This window comes from Micromonospora sp. KLBMP9576 (assembly GCF_050941805.1).
Lineage (GTDB): Bacteria > Actinomycetota > Actinomycetes > Mycobacteriales > Micromonosporaceae > Micromonospora.
The window spans coordinates 975,972-995,451 of sequence record NZ_CP194567.1 but is presented as its reverse complement, the minus strand read 5'-3'; the positions used below and the strand labels follow the sequence as shown (position 1 = coordinate 995,451).

Here is a 19,480-nt window from a genome sequence, read left to right as displayed (position 1 = left end):
CAGACAGGAAGAGGCACGGCGTGAGGGCGGCGGCGTCCTGCGTCGGCTCGGCGGTGTCGCGGCGGCCGGGCCTCGTGACGGCGGTGCTCATGATCTCGTTCTTTCCTGGTCCGCAGGTCATCAGAGCTGCTCGTGGCCCCATGTACGGAGGCGACGGGGCTTCCTCAATACCCGTCAACTGCGCACATGGGTACGCCGGTCGCCTACCGTGGTCTACGACCGTCACCCTCGCGTCTCGGCCGTGCCGGTCGCTACCGGGGGCCAAGCGGGGCGAGCCATCACGGCGAGCGAGGCGGCCGGGCCGACGGGGTAGCGCGCTCAACTCCGCCATGAGCGCGCATCGCGGCAAATGAGGATGCCGTCGGGCCTGATGGCGACCTCCGCACCACGCTGGAAGACCCACGGCCGACTCATGTCTCGTAGGCGAGCGCCTTCTGGAGGTGGAAGTCCGCAACGTCGAGCATCCACTCCCGGTTCGGGAAGTCACCCTCGGCGATACGGAGCGGGCCGCCGACCAGATCTAGATGCATGACGTACTGGTAGTACTTGACACGCTGCGGGTCGAGGTCTGGGTTGCGGAGCGCCTCGTAGTGCGGGCCGAAGCGCATCCGCATCCAGCAGTGCTCTACTTCGATGTCGGTGTACATCAGGCCCTCGATGTCGATGATGACGGGCTCCCCGTCCGGCCCGACGAGCGTGTGTTCCGCGCAGAGTTCGCCGTGGACCACGCCGTGTTCTGCGCGCGGGCCGAGTGCGGCGTGCAGGGTGCGGAGTTTCCCCTCCAGCATTGCCTCACCTTCAGCCGCGCGGGCATCGCGGGGCACGGCGGTGGCAATGTTCACCAGCGCGCGTTCCAGGTAGGCCTGCTCGCAGGTCTTGTCCGGCGCTGCTCCTCCGCTGTCGATCCACGCGACCCGTCCGAACGCCGGCGCGCGGTAGGCATGCATGCGCCGAAGCATGTCCGAGAGCTGCGCGAGCGTTTGCCGGCCTGCGTCCGGGTCGCGTTCCAGCAGCGCCTCCAGCGTTCCGCCGCGGACGTCCTCAGCGACGGCGATGTCGGCCGGGTAGAAGTCCTTGCTGCGGTCGGCTAGCAACAGCCGCGGCGACCGAACTCCGACCGATTCCAGTCGACGGGTGGCACCCTCGAAGAAGTCGATACCCGAGGCGTGAGCGAACGGGTTCGACGGGTCGTCGTGGCCATCCGGGAGAAGCCCGTCCCAGTAGTCCTCGTCGGCGTTCCAGACGTAGACGATCACGCTCGTGGCGTCGTCCAGCATGATGCGGTAGACACCCTTCTTGGTGCCATTGAGTAGGCGTTCGACGGCGGCGATGCGGCGGTCAGTGCCGAAGACCTCCCGCATCACTGGGGTCAGGGTTTCGGCGTCGGCGAATTTTCGTTCAGCGGTCATTTCCGGTCCCCGTCTGGAGCGCCTGTATCGATCCTCCGCCAGTGGTCCTAGCCTCCGCAGATTCACCCGCCGGTTGAGCCAAGCCCATTAGCTGACGATCTCCAAATCGCCCAGCTTAAGGCATCGCGCGCGTGGATGCCTCTCACGGGTATGGTGACGCGCACTGATCTCGGCAGATGAGTGCATGGTCCGCCGGGCCTAGCAGACCGGCCGTGGTCCGGCCTCGGCACGCGGCAGAATGCATAGTGCCCGGCGTCGTCAGGGTCGACCGCGCCACCCTCGCACGCGCGCGCCAGCGGTGTACGTCTCCGGGACCCGGGCCAGCCCGGCGGCCGGCAGCGCGCGAATGGCGGTCATCATCTCGGCCACGATGGCGGGGCGCGGCGGTGCGCGCGTGACGGCGGGACGGTCGACGGATTCCGTTGACCGTGCGGGGCGGGTCGGCGGGCGCCTTCCTAGCTCGGCCGGGCGCCGCCGTGCCGAATGCGGGCTTGCCGGGCGGGCAGCCGGCGGCATGTCTTGCAGAGCGGTGCCATCCGTCCGCCGTGCGTCCGTCGCGGCCGAACGCGGCCGGCGGCAGCGTCCGATCACAGCCGGGGCAATGCCAGGCGACCGGCGTCGGGGCGGTCACTTGACCGGTCCAATCGGGCTGGGCCGATCTCGTGGGCGGGATCGTCCGGGCGGCTCATGCGGCGCGGTCCCGGCGGCTCAGGTTGCGCTTGATGGTGGTGTGGATGCGCCGATTCTCCGCGCGGCACGACCGGCACAGCCGGCGGAAGCCGTCGAGGGTGCGCCGGTCGGTGCCGAACGCCGACAGCGGCCGGGCGGTGTTGCACTGTGGGCAGTGCCTAGTGTCCACGCAGGGCCTTCCGTCGGTTGGGCGCGGCGCATCTCCACGGCTCGGGCAACAGTGGATGGGTTGCACGACGCTTGCCAGGCGACCGACCGGGCGGTCATTTCCTCGCGTAGCTCGCGCTCGGCAATTGCGGCCAATTTCTCGGGATCGTCACCATAATAGGCGGGCGGCCGGGCATAATGAGGCGGTGCGGACGATCAATCATGTGGTTGATGTCTTTATGGCTGCCAATCTTGGCGCTTTCTACAGCCCCCTGCCCCCATTCCACGGCGACCGAAGTGTTGCTCAGCGCGCTTATATCGAGCGTCGAAAGTTCCGCAGCATTACTCGGCCATTGACCAATTCGGCACCAATATTGGCCGGCGCCGGTGATGTGGCGCATTGCCAATCGAGAGCGGCGGCCGGCGAGCTGGGCGAGTCGGGTTGCGGTCGCGGGGGCGATGTGGCCCGGTTTTGAGCCTCCACGGTTATTCGCATTCACGCACATTCCTTTCAGGAGAATGATTTTTGGGTTTTTGGTAATGCCAGATGGATTCGGGCTAACAGCGACGCGCCATGCCTACCGGGAGAGCGCGAGGCGGGGGCGGGGAAGGCACCCCCCACCCCCTGCGCTGACCTGCGAGCGGTGCGGCGAACACACGCGCACGATTCCACAACGGAACAGTGCATTGCGTTCGCTCGCACATTCGTCAATCAACTAATTGCAACTCATCATCACTATCACACTTCATGCCAGAAAGCAGCGCACATCGGCTCGCCTATTGGAATAGGTCTGCGTCGACAGCGTAGACATAAACGCGTGCGTGTGTGTGCCTGTTCGTGGGCGACAGACACACGCGCGCTTGCGTCACTCATTCACTCTTCATTGTCCGGCGACACGGGGGGCAGACCGGCCAACCGTCGCGCCAATTCCGGGGGTGTTCCGGCAGCTACCTCGGCCCGGTAGAAATCCTCGTCGGACATGCCGGGCCGGCGGCCGGTACGGGATCGGCCGGACCGCTCTACGACGTAGAAGAAATTCGCCATTGCGTCATTCAGATTCATGCAATCCCCTCCCAGGGGGTCGAAACGGCGGGGGCCGGGGGATTCACTTGTCGGCCAGCAGGGTCCGATGCGGGCGGTCGCGGGTCGCTCCCTGCACGCGCGGCACCGTCGAGCGGGCGGCGGTGCGGCAGGCGTGCGAGCAGTAGCGCCACTGGCCCTCTCCCTGCACCGGGAACGGCTCGCCACAGTGGCGACAGTCCCGCGTGGGGGTTGCCGGCTGCGGCGCGGGCGTCGGGTCGGGCGCGGGGGACGGCTGCGGCTCGTCGGCCACCGGGACGCCAGCGGCGCGCGCGCACGCTCGCGGATGTGGAACTCTTCGTCATGCTCGGCGGCCAGCGTCGCGGCCTCCACACGGGCCAGCAGGGCAGCCGCGCGGGCGTCCTTGGCGTCGCGGCGGCGGTGGGCGGCGGCACGGCCTCGGGTCGGCGAACCCTCGCGGTTGGCCTTCTGCCAGCCGATGTCGTGGCGTTGCTGGCTCAACAGAACGGGCCTCGGATTCTCTTGGCGATGTCTTCGATGTGCTCGGGCGTCTGGCGCTCGTAACCCTTGATCTGGCGGGCGATACGGCCGATGTCCTCGGCGGACCGGCCCGCCGGGGGCTGCTCCTCGGCGGGCTGCTCGGCGGCCTCACGCTCGGCCCGAATGGCGGCGGTGGTCGCGGTCACCTCGGCATCCCAGGCGGCGGCCTCGGCGTCGGTCATCGGGTTGTTGTTGGCGTCGTATCGCTGGGTCACTTGAGCCGCCCCGTCGTGCGCACCGCTTCGCGGGCGGCGGCCGGACGCAGGTTGGTCGGGTCCATCGCGCGGGTCAGGATCTCGAACGCATCGACCACCCGTCCGAGGCGGACCGGGCCGGAATAAACAACCTCGTTCGGGCCTACCCACGGCGCACGCTCGGCCTGCGGGACAAGCGAGTTACGCAGGTTCGACACGGTGCCGTACCGGGAGAACGCCGCGCGGGCAGCGTCCAATGCAGACTCAAGCTGCGCGTAGGCGTCCATCGCCTGCTGCGCCAGCAGGTCGGCCAGGTGGTCGGCGTGCTCAGCGATGGCGAGGCCGTACGCGATGCGGGCTTCGCGCAGGCGGCCTTCGGCGGCCTTCCTCGCCGCGTGCGCTTCCTCAAGCTGCACCTCGTGCGTGATCGCGTCGAACGTCGGCGGCTTCTTGCCGGCCCGGATCGCGGCGCGCACCTCGGCCTTGTGCTCGGCCGGGAGCATGTCCACGTCGAGGTAGGTGTCTTCGGCGGCCCGGTAAGCCTGCTCGGCGGCGTCGACATCGGCCAGCGCGGCGACCAGGGCCGGCACGGCGGCCACGATGTCGGCCGGCAGCGGCAGATCGGCAAGCTTCTTCGCGTTGCGGCGCGAGGCGAGAACGGCGGGATCGGTGATGATCGGGGTGGTCACTGTTACTCCAGTGGTTGACCGACTGCCATCCAGCAGGCGGCGTGAGGGATGCCGGGGAGACCGCCCCGGCGGCGGGGGTATGGGGGGCGGCGCTGCGCCCCCGGTCGCATTCAGGAGTTACGACCGGGGGGCGCGCCATGTCCGCGCGCTACCTTCCTCAAGAGCGCGCGGGGGGTCTATCAGCGACGGCCGGGGTGCTAGCCGGCCACCCCGAGCGGAGCGTTGGGCGGGGTGGCGCAGACGCCACACGCGGTGCCGATCTCGCCGGTCGACAGGATCGCTACGTACGCGGCCCGGTGCCCGCATCCGTTGGCCTCACAGCGGAAGTCGGACGCCATCAGCAGCTCGTGTCGGCGCTCGGGCGAGACGTGAATGGCGGTCAGCGGGTTAGGCATCCGGGAGACTCCAAGCGGGTGTAGAGCGGCGCTCATCGGGGGCCGTCCACGTCTGCGGCGTCGAGCGGCCGAGCGGCGACGGTGCTACGCACGCGGCGGCCAGGCGGGCGAGCGTGTGCATGAGCCGCTGCATCACAGCCGCTCCCACAGCGGACGATCGCCGGGCCGGGTGTACGTGCGGTCGCGCATGATCAGGCGCTCGCGGCGGGTGTGGTCGGTGTAGAGCGGGGTACCGCGCCAGAGATGCACACCCATCCATCCACGCTTCCCGTGGACAACGGCGGACATCAAGTAGTCACGGGCGACGGCGGCGAACGTCTTGCGGCCGGCGGGCATGATCTCGCCTACGGCAGGGCCGCGCTTGACGGCCACGCGAGCGCCGATCATCTGCGTCTCGGCGAACATGCCGCCGGGAGCACCGGTCATCAGCACGGGATCGGCGTCGTAGTCGAGCGCGTCCAGGGTGGATAGGTAGGCGTCAAACAACGCCGGGCCGTCCGTGAACCGGCCGACCAGCCAGCGGGCCGTTTCAATGTCGGTAAGCCAGGTTTCGATGGCCCAGGCAGCGGAGCGCGCGGCCGGCGACATGTCGTCGCCGTAGCGGTATGCGTCCACGGGATCACCTCCAATCGGTTTGTGGGCAACGAAAAACGCCCCGGCGGCTGTGAGAGATGCGACCTCCCACAGCGCCGGGGCGCTGGTCTTTCGGTGTTGCTGTCCGCGCCGTGTGTGTCGCATACACGCGGTGCGAGGGCTGTCCTACCGGGACAGGCGGGCGGCGCGGCGCGCCAGGTAGTCGGACACGATCGCGCGGAACGCGGTGGTGGCTTCGTCAGTCAGCGGGCGGGGGCGGGTCGCGGTTGGGCGGCGGGTGATCGTCGGGGCGGTCATGGTTCCTCCACTCTGGCAGTGGCAGACGGCGAAACCGCCCGGACATGGGTGGGCCGATCTCCTGGCGGCAACCAAGATCGGCTCACCCATGACCGGGCGGGTCGGGGTGCGCGCGACGGGCTGCCGGTCGTCGCAATGCGCGGGGGTCCGCCCGTCTCGGGCGGTGGTCGTGCGGGGGGGGCTTCTACTGAGTACGTCCTACAGAGGTAAAACGCCATGGTCAGAGCCTTGCGGTGCTGCCGGGCGGGCCGGGGCGGCGGGCCGCACTTCTCCCGCACTATGTATGTCCCCGTCGGGGGGAAACCAGCGGCGGACTACCTCTGTTGTCACTCAATACGTCCTACAAGGGGGGAAACCTGATCTTGACGGGGGCGGGCGCAGCGGGGGCGGCCCGACTACCTGCCAGGTGGTAAGTCCTCAGCGATGTAAGGGCGGCGGGGGTCGGACGCGGGCGCAGCGGGGCGGCCCAAGAATTACCCCCCGGATGGCGCACCCGGGGCCGGCGAGTGTCGGCACCCTGCCGTCACTTACCCCCCTGATAACGCACCCATCACCGGGCGCGGGCGCAGCAGGGGATGCCCAGGGACTACAGAGAGCCCTATAAGTAACTACAGTTAGTTATAGTAGAGGGTTACAAGGGGGAGGAAATAGGACAGATTGAATGGGGAAGGAAAGCGGGCGAGGAAGCAACGAGAGCCCGAACTCCATTACCCCCCGAATGGCGCACCCGCGTCGGCACCCCCTCGGCGGCGCTGCCGACCAGCGGGCGGGGGCTGCGGCGGGATGGCATCGGAAGCGGGCTGTACGCCACGCTGCCGGCCGTGCGGGCTGTCCGGGGGCATCGGACGGCGGACGCACAGCGGCCCGCTACGGGGCACGTAGCGGGCCACTTGTTGACACCGGGCGGGACGGGGCGTGCGACCTATGTAGTGCCGGCCCAATCCAGCGTTACGCGGGCGTTCACGGTGCCCCATGGGTCGGCCTTGGTCGGGCGGCCACCCTTGCGGGTCGCTCGGCGGACCGTGATCCGGTCAACGAACAGGGTCACGAAGTCGCGGCGCTCCCCCACCGTGGCGGCGTCCCACCATGTCCGCTCGTCGCCGTACGCGCTCGATGTCCAGAGGTCAAGCGGCAGCTTGGCGGTGGCCTGCTCGTCCAGCTCGGCCAGCCGGGCGGTAAGGGCATCGACGCGCGCACCGGTCACCGTGACGGCGCGGGTAAGCGCTGCGGCGGCGGCACCCGAGGCGGTACCCAGGGCCTCGGACTGCTGATCGAGGGCGGCGGATGCGTCGGCCAGCTCGGCGGCCACTGCGGCGCGTTGTACGGCGGTCTCCGGGGTTGCCGTCGCTGCGCCGTAGCGGCGGGTCGCCTCGGCCAGGATCGACGCGGTGGTCTGGTCCTCGTCGGCCGGATCGATGGAGTTGAGCAGGCGGTCGATTCGCATGCGGACCCAGCCATCGAGCGCGGTCAAGCTGATGGTGTTAGAGTGCCGGCCCGCCGGGGCGGTGCACATGTAGGCGTCGCGATTCGCCAGGGTGGCGTTTGCGACGAATCGACGCGCCTTCATCCGGTACCCGCACTCGCACCACAGGATGCCCAGACCGGAGAGTAGGGCCGGCTCGTCGGCGGACTGGATCGACCGGGCGGTGCCGGTGAGGATGGCTTGCAGACGCCAGAACTCATCGGTGGTGATGATCGGCTGTTCCGGGGGCGGCAGCACGCGGGCGTCTTCCAGGTCGTACGCGGTGCGGTAGCCGGTGATGTTGCCCCGGTCATCGAGCACGGCGACGGCCGGCAGGCCAGCGATGCGGGGGTCTCGCAGCCGCTTGTTTAGGTTCCGGTCCGACCAGGCACCCGACGCGCGAGAGCGGCCGACCGTTGCGCCGCGCGTACGGATGCCCCGGCGGTCAAAGTAGCGGGCCACGGCGTGCACGGCGTGACCGAACAGCACGGCGCGGGCGGCCACCCGCAGCGCGCGGGCCTCGGTCGGCTCGATGACCAGGACGCGGATGGCGACCGGCTCGCCTGCGGGGGTCTGCGCCATGCGCTCGACGGTGCGGAATCCGAACGGCGGGTTTCCGAGATGTCCCCCGGCGGCGTGCGCAAGGGCCTTTGCGGCTTTGATCGCGGCCGACTTGTTTTTGCTTTCGTTGTGCGCCGCATCCATTCGCAAAAGAAGGTGGATCAGATCCATCGTGTTATCCGGGCCGAATGTGCCTTCGGTGATGCTGACGATGGTCAGGCCACCGGCGAGCAGCGGCAGCCATTCGGCAAGGGCGATACGCGGATCTTGGCGGGTGAGGCGGGAGACGTAGAAGACATAGAGGTGCGTGATTTCACCGGCCTTGATCGCCGCCACCATCTGGTCGTACGCCTCACGGACCACGCCGACCTGATAGCCGGATCGGTCGATGTCCTCGAACATGCGGACGGTTGCGCCGGGGTGGTCGTGGTTGGCGCGCTCGGTGGTGGCGATGCGCTGCGTTGCCGGGGATGCCTCGGACTTGTTCGCACGGGCGGACGACTGCCGCACGTAGGCGGCGGGGCGAGCGGTAATCATGGCTCCATAGTAGTGCACGGTCCGTCAGGTTCCAAGAACCCGAACGGATACTGCAACCACGGCCCGAACGGGCTGAGCTGCCCCGTCGGCGTGGCCCGCACCTCCGGCTGAGCCGGCCGGGATCCGCGGCCGAGACGCGCGCCCCTCGCCGGCCCGCCGAGGGGCGGGCGGCGGCGGACCGGGTCTGCGGTGTTTGTCACACCGCAGGCCCGGTTCTGATCCGGTCACCGGGTCAGGAGGGGCGGAAACCCGCTGCGGCCCGCCCGCAGGCGTGGGAGAGCGCGCATGATAGCAACACACAACCCCTGCCGGAATCAGCTCAACGGGCGGACCCCGCCCGCCTCTGGCAGCATTGCCACGCATGTGCGGACTTGCGGGAGAGTTCCGTCGTGACGGCTCGCGCGCCGACGTGGCGGCGGTGGAGCGCATGGCGGCCACCATGAACGACCGGGGGCCTGACGACAGCGGCGTCTGGGCGCAGGGGCCGACGGCCCTCGGGCATCGGCGGCTGAAGATCATCGACCTCTCCGCCGCAAGCGGGCAGCCGCTGGTCGACCCCGGCGCGGGACTGACCGGCGTCTTCAACGGGTGCGTCTACAACTATCGCGAGCTGCGCGAGGAACTCCAGGCCAAGGGCCACCGGTTCTTCTCCTCCGGCGACAGCGAGGTCGTGCTCAAGGCGTACGCCGAGTGGGGTCTCGACTTCGTCGACCACCTGGTCGGCATGTTCGCCGTGGCGATCAGCGAGCGCGACACCGGCCGGCTGGTGCTGGCCCGCGACCGGCTCGGCGTCAAGCCCCTCTACCTGGCCGAGTCGCCCGGCGTGGTGCGTTTCGCCAGCACCCTGCCCGCCCTGCTGGCCGGCGGCGGCGTCGACACGAACATCGACCCGGTCGCCCTGGCCCACTACCTGAGCTTCCACAGCATCGTGCCGCCACCGCGCACGATCCTGCGCGGCGTCACCAAGCTGCCCCCGGCGACCGTACGGGTCTACGAGGCGGACGGCCGCACCTCCGAGCGGGTCTACTGGGACCCGGCCTTCACCCGCCGCACCGAGCGGGCCGGCTGGTCCGAGAAGGACTGGCAGGACGCCCTGCTGGAGTCGCTCACCACCGCCGTACGGCGACGGATGGTCGCCGACGTTCCGGTCGGCGTGCTGCTCTCCGGCGGCCTGGACTCCAGCCTGGTGGTCGCCCTGCTGGCCGGGGAGGGCCAGCGCGGGCTCTCCACCTTCTCCATCGGCTTCGACGCCGTCGGCGGCCGGGAGGGCGACGAGTTCCGCTACTCCGACCTCGTCGCGAAGAGGTTCGGCACCGACCACCACCAGATCCGGGTGGCCGCCGCCGACCTGGTGTCGCCCCTGGAGTCGGCCGTCGCCGCGATGTCCGAACCGATGGTCAGCCACGACTGTGTGGCGTTCTACCTGCTCAGCGAGGTGGTGTCGCAGCACGTCAAGGTCGTCCAGTCCGGCCAGGGCGCCGACGAGATCCTCGGCGGTTACCACTGGTACCCGCCGCTCGCCCGCATCGGCCGCGACCAGGCGCTCGACACGTACGCCGGGGCCTTCTTCGACCGGGACGCGGCCGGGCTGGCCCGGGTGCTGAACCCGGCCTGGCTGACCGACGGCGACCCGGCGCGGGAGTTCGTGGCCGCGCACCTGGGCCGTGCCGGCGCCGAGACCGCCGTCGACGCCGGCCTGCGCATCGACACCCAGGTGATGCTGACCGACGACCCGGTCAAGCGGGTGGACAACATGACGATGGCGCACGGGCTGGAGGCCCGGGTGCCGTTCCTCGACCACGAGTTCGTCGAACTCGCCGCGAGCTGCCCGCCGGAACTCAAGCTGGCGCAGGGCGGCAAGGGGGTGCTCAAGGAGATCGGCCGCCGGGTGCTGCCGCACGAGGTCATCGACCGACCGAAGGGCTACTTCCCCGTGCCGGGCCTCACCCACCTGGAGGGCAAGCTCCTCGACCGGGTACGCGACGCGCTCAGCGCCCCCGAGGCCCGCCGCCGCGACCTGTTCCGCGCCGACTACGTCGACACGCTGCTCGCCGACCCGAACGCCGAACTGACCCCGTTGAACGGAAACAAGCTGTGGCAACTCGGACTCCTGGAAATGTGGCTCCAGAGCCACGGAATCGACTGACCGTGACCGACACCCTGGCGACCGGCGCGGCCCGGCCCGACCGGTTCCGTGGCGGCCGGCGACGGGAGCGCGTCGGCCCCGGCGGTGACCCGATCGCGTCGGAACCGGCGGAGGCCCCGACCCGTGAGGGCGACACCGACGTGGTGCTGGACTGCGGCTGGGGGCGTCTCGTCTTCGGGCAGACCTTCGTCGACCAGGCCGCCGTCGCCGACGTGCTGCGTTCCGAGGCCGCCGGTTCCCGGGACATCTGCATCTACCTGCGCGACCCGCACGTGCTGGTATCCCGGCTGCCCGACGAGCTGTTCATCGACCCGTCGCTGACCTACCGGCTGCCGCTCGACGACGGCCGGCCGGGCGACGACGACGTGCCGGGGCTGACCATCCGCCCACTGGCCGACGCCGCCGACGCGGAAGCGGTCAACCGCATCTACGCCTGCAACGGCATGGTCACCGCCGGAGTCGACGTGCTGGTCGCCAACGCGCGTACCGACCGGTTCCTGCACCTCGTCGCCGAGGACGCCACCGGCGAGATCGTCGGCACCATCACCGGCGTCGACCACGTCGCGGTCTTCGACGACCCGGACAACGGGGCCAGCCTGTGGTGCCTCACGGTCGACTTCAACACCGCGCCGCCCGGCACCGGCCAGGCGCTGATCACCGCGCTGGCCGCCCGCCTGGTCGAGCGGGGTCGCGCGTACGTGGACCTGTCGGTGCTCGCCGAGAACGCCGGTGCGATCCGGCTCTACGAGCGGCTCGGCTTCTACCGGACGTCGACGCTCTGCGTGAAGCGGAAGAACCCGATCAACGAGCGGCTCTTCCTGCCCGCCACGCCCGAGGGGTACGACCGGCTCAACCCGTACGCGCGGATCGTCGCCGACGAGGCGATGCGGCGCGGCATCCGGGTGGAGGTCACCGACCCCGACTGGGGCGAGCTGCGGCTGAGCAGCGGCGGGCGGACGATCCTGACCCGCGAGTCGCTGTCGGAGCTGACCTCGGCGGTGGCGATGAGCCGCTGCGACGACAAGCGGGTCACCCGCCGGATCCTCACCGAGGCGGGGCTGTCGGTGCCGCACGGGCGCACCGCCACCGGTGACGACGGCGACGCCGCCTTCCTCGCCGACGCCGGCCGGGTGGTGGTCAAGCCGGCGCGGGGCGAGCAGGGCAACGGGATCACGGTGGGCGTACGCACCCCGGAGGCGCTGGCCGCGGCCGTCGAGGTGGCCGCCCGGTTCTGTCCCGACGTGCTGATCGAACGGATGTGCGCCGGCGAGGACCTGCGGGTCATCGTCATCGACCACGAGGTGGTGGCCGCCGCCGTCCGGCGTCCTGCCTCGATCACCGGGGACGGGGTGCACGACATCGCGGAGCTGATCGAGCGGCAGAGCCGCCGCCGGGCCGCCGCCACCGGGGGCGAGTCGCGGATCCCGCTCGACGACATGACCCGCGACGTGCTCGCCGAGGCCGGTCACGAGCTGCACGACGTGCTGCCCGAGGGGCAGGTGCTGGCCGTACGCCGGACCGCGAACCTGCACACCGGCGGCACCATCCACGACGTCACGGGGGAACTGCACCCGGCGATCGCGGAGGCGTGCGTGGCGGCCAGCCGCGCCCTGGACATCCCGGTCACCGGGCTGGACCTGCTGGTCGACGCCCCGGACCGCCCCGGGCACGTCTTCATCGAGGCCAACGAGCGGCCCGGCCTGGCCAACCACGAGCCGCAGCCCACCGCCGAGCGCTTCGTGGACCTCCTCTTCCCGGGCACCCGCGCGCCCCGGCGGCTCTGGACCCCGGCCGGGCCGGGAGGTGCCGCGTGAGCCCGAGGCCCCTGGAGATCGACCTGGAGTATCTGCGCCAGGTGCTGCTGGAGCTGCTGGAGATCCCGAGCCCGTCGGGGCGTACGGACCACGTGCAGCAGTACGTCGGCGAGCGCCTCTCCGCGCTCGGTATCGGCTCCACCCTGACCCGGCGCGGCGCGTTGAGCGCCCACCTGCCCGGCCCCCGTGCCACCGGCGCGGACCGGGCGATCGTGGTGCACACCGACACCATCGGCACCATGGTGAAGCGGCTCAAGGAGAACGGCCGGCTGGAGCTGAAGACGATCGGTACGCACAGCGCCCGGTTCGCCGAGGGCGCGCACGTGCGGATCTTCACCGACGACCTGGAGCGGGTGATCACCGGTCAGGTGCTGCCGCTGAAGGCCAGCGGCCACCGCTACAACGACGACGTGGACCTCCAGGGCGTCGGCTGGCAGCACGTCGAGGTGCGGGTCGACGAGCCGGTCTCCGACGTCGCCGGGCTGCGCGCGCTCGGCATCGACGTGGGCGACTTCGTGGCGTTCCTGCCCAACCCGACGATCACCCCGTCGGGCTACGTCAAGTCCCGGCACCTGGACGACAAGGCCGGCGTGGCGGCCGTCCTCACCGCCCTCAAGGCGATGGTCGACGCCGGCGTACGCCCGGCGGTCACCGCGCATCTGCTGGTCACCGTGACCGAGGAGATCGGGCACGGGGCGTCGCACGGGCTCGACCCGGACGTGGCGGAGATCGTCTCGGTGGACGCGGCGGTGGTGGCGCCCGGCCAGCAGTCCCGCGAGGACGCGGCCACGCTGGCGATGGGCGACGGGGTCGGGCCGTTCGACTACCACCTGACCCGCAACCTGTCCTCGATCGCCACCGAGCACGGGGTGGGCCTGGTCCGGGACGTCTTCGAGTACTACCGCTCGGACGTGGCGGCGGCCGTGGAGGCCGGCGCGCACGCCCGGGTGGCGCTGCTCGGTTTCGGCGTGGACGCCACCCACGGGCACGAGCGCACCCACCTCGAGGGCCTGCGCCAGCTCACCCAACTGCTCTGCCTCTATCTCCAGAGCGACCTGGTCTTCCCCGAGTGGGACGCCGAGCCGGAGGGCGACCTGGCGGACTTCCCGTCGCTGGCCGTGCAGCCGGCCAGCCCGGAGGGCCCCCGCGAGGGGCCGATCGGCATCGCCGAGACCGCCTGACGGCGACGAGGATATTCCCCGGCGCCCTGTGATCGAAATCCGTTGCCCGGCCCGCGCCGGCTGGATAGCGTGGCGGTACACGGGAAAGGAGGTGGTCCAGACTTGTATAGCAATCGGACTCGTGAGGTGGCTGTCCGCTAGCCGCTGTCCTCGACAGTAGATCGCCCGCCGCGAGGCGGGCACAGGCACCATCGTCGAGACCGTGTGGCAGCGGTGCGGCGAATCCACGACAGCCACCCGACCCCCGGGGTGCCGGCCCAGTCCAGCCGGTCCGCGCCAGCGCGGAAGCCCCGGGGGTCGACCCTTTCCGCAGCAGGCCGGGTGGTCCAGGCAGCCGGGAGTCACCGTGTCGATGCGCGAACTGGTGGTGCTCGGGACCGCCAGCCAGGCCCCGACCCGGCGGCGCAACCACAACGGGTACGTGCTGCGCTGGGACGACGAGGTGATCCTCTTCGACCCGGGCGAGGGCAGCCAGCGGCAGCTCCTGCACACCACTGTCACCGCCTCGGACCTGACCCGGATCTGCGTCACCCACTTCCACGGCGACCACTGCCTCGGCCTGCCCGGCACCATCCAGCGGCTCTCCCTGGACCGGGTGCCGCACCCGGTGGCGGTGCACTTCCCGGCCGGCGGCGCGGAATACTTCGCGCGCCTGCGGCACGCCACCAGCTTCCACGAGACCGCCGAGCTGCGCGTCGAGCCGATCGAGGCCGACGGGCAGCGGATCGCCCTGGCGACCGGCACGCTGGAGGCCCGCCGGCTGCGCCACCCCATCGAGACGTACGGCTACCGGCTCGTCGAGCCGGACGGCTGCCGGATGCTGCCGGGGAGGCTGGCCGCGTACGGCATCGCCGGCCCGGCCGTCGGGGAGCTGCTCCGCGTCGGGCACCTCGACGTCGGCGGGCGCCGCGTGACCCGCGACGAGGTGAGCGTCCCCCGGCCCGGGCAGCGCTTCGCGTTCGTGATGGACACGGGCCTCTGCGACGGCGTGTACGCCCTCGCCGAGCACGCCGACCTGCTGGTCATCGAGTCGACGTTCCTCGACTCGGAGGCCGCGCTCGCCGCCGAGGTCGGCCACCTCACGGCGGGCCAGGCCGCGCGGGTGGCGGCCGAGTCGGGCGTACGCCGGCTCGTGCTCACCCACTTCTCCCAGCGCTACGCCGACCCGTCCCGCTTCGCCGACGAGGCCCGCGCGCACTTCGACGGTGACCTGGTGATCGCCGAGGATCTGACGACCGTGCAGGTCCCACCCCGGCGGGTAGCCTCGGCCGGGTGATGATCACCCTGCGCCCCGCCACCGACGCCGACCTGATGGCGGTGGGCGGGCTGCACCAGCGTTCGCGGGTCGCCGCCTACTCGGCCTTCCTGCCGGCCCGGGCGCTGGCCGACCCGACGCCCGAGGCGATGGGCGCCTACTGGGTCGAGCGCTGGACGTGGGAGCGCGACGAGCACCGGATGACCGTGGCCGAGCGCGGCGGTCGGCTGGTCGGTTTCAGCTACCTGGGCCCCGACGACGAGGGCGACCCGGCGACCGCCCTGCTCAACGCCATCCACCTCGAACCCGCCGAGCGCGGCCGGGGCACCGGCCGGGCCCTGATCCTCGACGCGCTGGACGCCATGCGGGCGCGCGGCGCCTCCCGCGCGGTGCTCTGGGTGCTGCGGGACAACGCGCACGCGCGCCGCTTCTACGAGCACGGCGGCTGGGCCCCCACCGGCACCGAACGCGACGAGCACATCGGCGCGACGGTCGTGCCCCAGCTCCGGTACGCCCGCCGCCTCTGAGCGCCGGCGTGCCCGCCGTCCGGCGCGGGCGCGTCGGCGACACGGGCCGGTGCACGTCGGCGAGCCGGATACGGCGAGGGCCCTTCCCCCGGCCGGGGGAAGGGCCCTCGCGCGGACGTCGTGCCTGTCAGCGGGCGCCGAGGTGGGCCAGCAGGTCCTGCCGGGTGAGGACGCCCTTCGGCTTGCCGTCGACCAGCACCAGGGCGGCGTCGGACTTCTCCAGCAGGCCGACCGCCTCGCTCACCGGCTGCCCGCCACCGATCATCGGCAGCGGCTCGGCCATGTGCCGCTCGATGGTGTCGTGCAGGTGCGCCTGCCCGGTGAAGAGCGCGTCGAGCAGGTCCTTCTCGGCGATCGAGCCGGCCACCTCGCCGGTGACCACCGGAGGCTCGGCCTTGAGCACCGGGAGCTGCGAGACGCCGTACTCGCGCATGTAGTCGATCGCGTCGCGGACCGTCTCGGTCGGGTGCACGTGCACCAGCTCGGGCAGGGCGCCCGGCTTGCTGGCGAGCGCGTCGGCGACCGTCGGCTCGGTGCCGGAGTTGTCCAGGAAGCCGTACCGGGCCATCCAGGTGTCGTTGAAGATCTTGGACAGGTAGCCCTTGCCGCTGTCGGGCAGCAGCACCACGACCACGTCGTCCGGGCCGGCCCTGCGGGCCACCTCCAGGGCGGCCACCACGGCCATCCCGCAGGAGCCGCCGACCAGCAGCCCCTCCTCGCGGGCCAGGCGTCGGGTCATCTCGAAGGACGCCTTGTCGGAGACCTCGATGATCTCGTCGGCGACACCCCGGTCGTAGGTCTCCGGCCAGAAGTCCTCGCCGACGCCCTCGACGAGGTAGGGCCGGCCGGTGCCGCCGGAGTAGACCGAGCCCTCGGGGTCGGCGCCGACGATCCGGACCCGTCCCTCCGACGCCTCCTTGAGGTAGCGCCCGATGCCGGAGATGGTGCCGCCGGTGCCGACGCCCGTCACGAAGTGGGTCAGCTCGCCCCCGGTCTGCTCCCACAGCTCGGGGCCGGTGGTCTCGTAGTGCGAGCGCGGGTTGGCCGGGTTGCTGTACTGGTTGGGCTTCCAGGCGCCGGGGATCTCCCGGGCCAGCCGGTCGGAGACGTTGTAGTAGGAGCGCGGGTCCTCCGGGGCCACGGCGGTCGGACAGACCACCACCTCCGCGCCGTACGCCCGCAGCACGTCCTGCTTGTCCTGGCTGACCTTGTCGGGGCAGACGAAGACGCACCGGTAGCCGCGCAACTGCGCCACCAGCGCCAGGCCGACGCCGGTGTTGCCGCTGGTCGGCTCGACGATCGTGCCGCCGGGCTGGAGGATGCCGGCCTTCTCCGCGTCCTCCACCATCCGCAGCGCGATCCGGTCCTTCACGGAACCGCCCGGGTTGAGGTACTCCACCTTCGCCAGCACGGTGGCCTGGATGCCGGCCGTGACGTTGCGCAGCCGTACCAGCGGGGTGTTGCCGATCAACTCGACGACGTTGTCGTAGTACCGCACCTGGTTGTGCCTCTCTCCTGCGGCGCCGCCGGCGGCGGCCGGGCAGACGGTGTTCTCGACGCCCCAGGGTACGTGGGTTCAGGGGGCCACGTGCCCGGGGATCACCGAGCTGCGTCGTGCCTCCCACTCCAGGAACCGCTCGGTCTCGGCCAGCACGCTGCCGGCCAGCCAGGTCACCATCACCGCGTCGTCGGCCAGCCCGAACACCGCCAGCGGGATCTCCGGCAGCAGGTCGACCGGCGAGACGATGTACGCCGTCGCCGCGGTCATCAGGGCCAGCCGCAGGCCGCCGTCGTACTCCCCGCGGGTGGTGGCCCGGATCATCCGGGGCAGCGCGGCGAGCCGCGCCCCGAGTGACGGCCCGCCCCGCGACCCGGCCGTGAGCGCCCGGGCCAGCGCGCTGAACGCCGCGCCACGCTTCAATGTCTTAGCCATGTCCGACCCCTCTCCACGTGTCAGGGTGACGCGCCCGCGCAAACCGTCTCCCCGTCACCCGGACAGATACCCAGGAACGTCGGCTTCCAGGCACCCGCCGGCCGACACGACGACAGCGGCGTGTCGTGCCGGCGCGATAATGTCGCTGTATGGGGGTCGTTGGTTCCGTCGTCCCGGTTGGCCCGCGCTGGCAGCGCGCCCGCCAGCTAGCCCGCCTCGCGGCCATCGGCACTGGTGCCGCCGCCACGGCGGCGGTGGCGACCGGCGGCGTGCTCCTGGGGCAGGCCCGGCAGGCCCGGCGCACGATCCCGATGGCCGAGGCGCCGCCGCCGCGCTGCGACGGGATCTACGGCGCGAAGCTGCCCGGCCCACCCGTCACCGTGGTCGTGCTGGGTGACTCGACGGCAGCCGGCTACGGCGTGCACCGTCGCCGGGAGACGCCCGGCGCCCTGCTGGCCACCGGCCTGTCCCGTCGCCTGCAACGCCCCGTCCGGCTGCACCGCTTCGCCGTGGTCGGCGCGATCTCGGCCGTGCTGGGTCACCAGGTGGAGGCCGCGCTGGAGTTCCACCCCGACGTCGCGGTGATCCTCATCGGCGGCAACGACGTGACCAACCGCGCGCCGTTCGCCCTGGCCGTGCGCCACCTGGTCGACGCGGTCCGGACGCTGCGCGCCGCCGGCTGCGAGGTGGTCGTCGGCACCTGCCCGGACCTGGGCGCGATCCAGCCGATCCAGCCGCCGCTGCGGTGGCTGGCCCGGCGGTGGAGCCGGCAGCTCGCCGCCGCCCAGACGGTGGCCGTGGTCGAGGCCGACGGCTGGACGGTCTCCCTCGCCGATCTCCTCGGGCCCCGGTTCACGGCCGAGCCGACCCGGATGTTCGCCTGGGACCGGTTCCACCCCTCGGCCGAGGGTTACGCGATGGCCGCCGCCGCGCTGCTGCCGACCGTGCTCTCCGCGCTCGGCGCGGGGCAGGACCGGCGGCCGGCCCTCGGCCGGGGTGCGGGCGTACGGTCGTTGCCGCGGGCCGCCCAGGAGGCGGCCCGCCACGCGGGCACCGAGGTCAGCGGCACCCGCGTACGGGGGCGCGAGCGCGGCCCCGCCGGCCGGTGGGCGCAACTGCGCCGACGGGCCTTCTTCGGTGTCGGCACGACGGGGCAACCAGGCCCCGTCACCGACTCACCCACACTGGAGGGACTGGCATGAGCGAGCGGTTCACCCCCTCGGGGCTCGCCAACCGGCTGGGCCGGGCTGCGACGCTCAGTCTCGTCGCCGGCACGGTCGGCGGCGCCGCCGTCCTGGCCGGTCAGGCCTTCGCCGCCCGGCACCGCCGGTACGCCCAGCCCGAGCTGGCGCTCGCCCTGCGCGCCACGATCGGGCGCGCCGGTGCCCCGCCGCTGCGGCTGGTGCTGCTCGGCGACTCGTCCGCCCTCGGCGTCGGGGTCGCCCGCCTCGACGAGACCATCGGCGGGCAACTGGCCAACCTGCTCGCCGAGGGCCCGACCGGCCGCCGGGTGCACCTGTCCAGCGTCGGCGTCTCCGGTTCCCGGTCGACGGACCTGGCCACCCAGGTGGCCCGGGCGCTGCTCGGCGAGCGGCCCGACGTGGCGGTGATCCTGATCGGGGCCAATGACGCGACCACCCTGCGCCGCCCGGTCGACGCCGCCGCGTACCTGGGCGCGGCCGTGCACCGGCTCCACGAGGCCGGCGTGGAGGTCGTCGTCGGCACCTGCCCCGACCTGGGCGCCGTACGTGCGATCGCGCCGCCGCTGCGGCACCTGGTCGGCTGGTCGGGGCGGCGGGTCGCCCGCGCCCAGACGGCGGCGGTGCTCGACGCCGGCGGCACGGTGGTCGAGCTGGGCGCCGAGACCGGCCCGGTGTTCCGGGCCGACGCCGGGACGCTCTGCCACGACGGCTACCACCCCTCCGCCGACGGTTACCGGGTCTGGGCGCACGCCCTGCTCCCGGCCGTCGCCGCCGCGGCGGCGGTCGCCACCCGGCGCTGACCGCCCGGCGCGGGCGTGACATTTCCCGGGCGGCGGGCAGCTTCCGCCTGAAGTTACCGACGGGT

19 protein-coding genes and 2 pseudogenes are annotated in these 19,480 nt (G+C 71.8%); 8 read left to right on the top strand and 13 right to left on the bottom strand.

What is annotated here, in order from left to right:
- Positions 1–410: 410 nt before the first annotated feature.
- From ACQ452_RS04700 to ACQ452_RS04650, 11 genes are all read right to left on the bottom strand, one after another.
- Positions 411–1,409 carry a phosphotransferase gene (locus ACQ452_RS04700; protein WP_210822062.1) on the bottom strand — a complete coding sequence of 333 codons (999 nt, stop codon included), beginning with the start codon at positions 1,407–1,409 and terminating at the stop codon, positions 411–413.
- Positions 1,410–2,094: 685 nt separating this feature from the next.
- Entirely contained in the window at positions 2,095–2,268 is a 174-nt protein-coding gene (locus ACQ452_RS04695) for a hypothetical protein (RefSeq protein ID WP_433390142.1), read from the bottom strand.
- 94 nt (positions 2,269–2,362) lie between these two features.
- Positions 2,363–2,746 (bottom strand): hypothetical protein, encoded by a 384-nt coding sequence (locus tag ACQ452_RS04690; protein WP_433390140.1) that lies wholly within the window; start codon positions 2,744–2,746, stop codon positions 2,363–2,365.
- A gap of 374 nt (positions 2,747–3,120) precedes the next feature.
- On the bottom strand, positions 3,121–3,309 hold the full coding sequence (locus ACQ452_RS04685; RefSeq protein ID WP_433390137.1) for a hypothetical protein: 189 nt from the start codon (positions 3,307–3,309) through the stop codon (positions 3,121–3,123).
- A 43-nt stretch (positions 3,310–3,352) separates the two neighbouring features.
- Entirely contained in the window at positions 3,353–3,478 is a 126-nt protein-coding gene (locus ACQ452_RS04680; protein ID WP_433390135.1) for a hypothetical protein, read from the bottom strand.
- 307 nt (positions 3,479–3,785) lie between these two features.
- Positions 3,786–4,043 carry a hypothetical protein gene (locus tag ACQ452_RS04675; protein ID WP_433390133.1) on the bottom strand — a complete coding sequence of 86 codons (258 nt, stop codon included), beginning with the start codon at positions 4,041–4,043 and terminating at the stop codon, positions 3,786–3,788.
- The gene (locus ACQ452_RS04670; protein ID WP_433390131.1) at positions 4,040–4,711 is read right to left on the bottom strand and encodes a hypothetical protein; all 672 of its coding nucleotides are present in this window, start codon (positions 4,709–4,711) and stop codon (positions 4,040–4,042) included. Before ACQ452_RS04670 ends, ACQ452_RS04675 begins: the two co-directional genes overlap by 4 nt.
- A gap of 197 nt (positions 4,712–4,908) precedes the next feature.
- A complete protein-coding gene (locus tag ACQ452_RS04665) occupies positions 4,909–5,106 on the bottom strand; it encodes a hypothetical protein (protein ID WP_433390129.1) in 198 nt (65 codons plus the stop codon).
- A gap of 132 nt (positions 5,107–5,238) precedes the next feature.
- Positions 5,239–5,721: a hypothetical protein gene (locus ACQ452_RS04660; RefSeq protein ID WP_433390126.1), complete on the bottom strand. Its 483-nt coding sequence runs from the start codon at positions 5,719–5,721 to the stop codon at positions 5,239–5,241.
- 144 nt (positions 5,722–5,865) lie between these two features.
- Positions 5,866–5,997, bottom strand: a complete 132-nt coding sequence (locus tag ACQ452_RS04655) for a hypothetical protein (protein ID WP_433390124.1) — start codon at positions 5,995–5,997, stop codon at positions 5,866–5,868.
- Positions 5,998–6,919: 922 nt separating this feature from the next.
- Positions 6,920–8,557: a recombinase family protein gene (locus ACQ452_RS04650; RefSeq protein WP_433390122.1), complete on the bottom strand. Its 1,638-nt coding sequence runs from the start codon at positions 8,555–8,557 to the stop codon at positions 6,920–6,922.
- Positions 8,558–8,587: 30 nt separating this feature from the next.
- Here ACQ452_RS04650 and ACQ452_RS04645 point away from each other — a divergent pair.
- The 6 genes and pseudogenes from ACQ452_RS04645 to ACQ452_RS04620 all read left to right on the top strand — a co-directional run.
- A pseudogene (locus ACQ452_RS04645) lies at positions 8,588–8,668 on the top strand (peptide-methionine (S)-S-oxide reductase MsrA); the annotation flags it as partial.
- A 250-nt stretch (positions 8,669–8,918) separates the two neighbouring features.
- Positions 8,919–10,703 (top strand): N-acetylglutaminylglutamine amidotransferase, encoded by a 1,785-nt coding sequence (locus ACQ452_RS04640; RefSeq protein WP_433390120.1) that lies wholly within the window; start codon positions 8,919–8,921, stop codon positions 10,701–10,703.
- A gap of 2 nt (positions 10,704–10,705) precedes the next feature.
- Positions 10,706–12,517 carry an N-acetylglutaminylglutamine synthetase gene (ngg, locus tag ACQ452_RS04635; protein ID WP_433390117.1) on the top strand — a complete coding sequence of 604 codons (1,812 nt, stop codon included), beginning with the start codon at positions 10,706–10,708 and terminating at the stop codon, positions 12,515–12,517.
- Positions 12,514–13,698, top strand: a complete 1,185-nt coding sequence (locus ACQ452_RS04630) for an osmoprotectant NAGGN system M42 family peptidase (RefSeq protein WP_433390115.1) — start codon at positions 12,514–12,516, stop codon at positions 13,696–13,698. Before ngg ends, ACQ452_RS04630 begins: the two co-directional genes overlap by 4 nt.
- Before the next feature lie 346 nt (positions 13,699–14,044).
- On the top strand, positions 14,045–14,974 hold the full coding sequence (locus ACQ452_RS04625; RefSeq protein WP_433390113.1) for a ribonuclease Z: 930 nt from the start codon (positions 14,045–14,047) through the stop codon (positions 14,972–14,974).
- Positions 14,971–15,480: an N-acetyltransferase family protein gene (locus ACQ452_RS04620; RefSeq protein WP_433390110.1), complete on the top strand. Its 510-nt coding sequence runs from the start codon at positions 14,971–14,973 to the stop codon at positions 15,478–15,480. Before ACQ452_RS04625 ends, ACQ452_RS04620 begins: the two co-directional genes overlap by 4 nt.
- Before the next feature lie 127 nt (positions 15,481–15,607).
- Here ACQ452_RS04620 and ACQ452_RS04615 read toward each other — a convergent pair whose 3' ends face one another.
- Positions 15,608–16,978 (bottom strand): cystathionine beta-synthase, encoded by a 1,371-nt coding sequence (locus ACQ452_RS04615; RefSeq protein ID WP_433390108.1) that lies wholly within the window; start codon positions 16,976–16,978, stop codon positions 15,608–15,610.
- A 78-nt stretch (positions 16,979–17,056) separates the two neighbouring features.
- Positions 17,057–17,413 (bottom strand): YkvA family protein, encoded by a 357-nt coding sequence (locus ACQ452_RS04610; RefSeq protein ID WP_433390106.1) that lies wholly within the window; start codon positions 17,411–17,413, stop codon positions 17,057–17,059.
- A 149-nt stretch (positions 17,414–17,562) separates the two neighbouring features.
- Between ACQ452_RS04610 and ACQ452_RS04605 the strand changes: the two are divergent.
- Both ACQ452_RS04605 and ACQ452_RS04600 read left to right on the top strand, forming a co-directional pair.
- Positions 17,563–18,638: pseudogene (locus ACQ452_RS04605) on the top strand (SGNH/GDSL hydrolase family protein); the annotation flags it as partial.
- Positions 18,612–19,415 (top strand): SGNH/GDSL hydrolase family protein, encoded by an 804-nt coding sequence (locus tag ACQ452_RS04600; RefSeq protein WP_433393981.1) that lies wholly within the window; start codon positions 18,612–18,614, stop codon positions 19,413–19,415. The pseudogene ACQ452_RS04605 and the gene ACQ452_RS04600, both read left to right, overlap by 27 nt.
- The last annotated feature ends 65 nt before the right edge of the window (positions 19,416–19,480 follow it).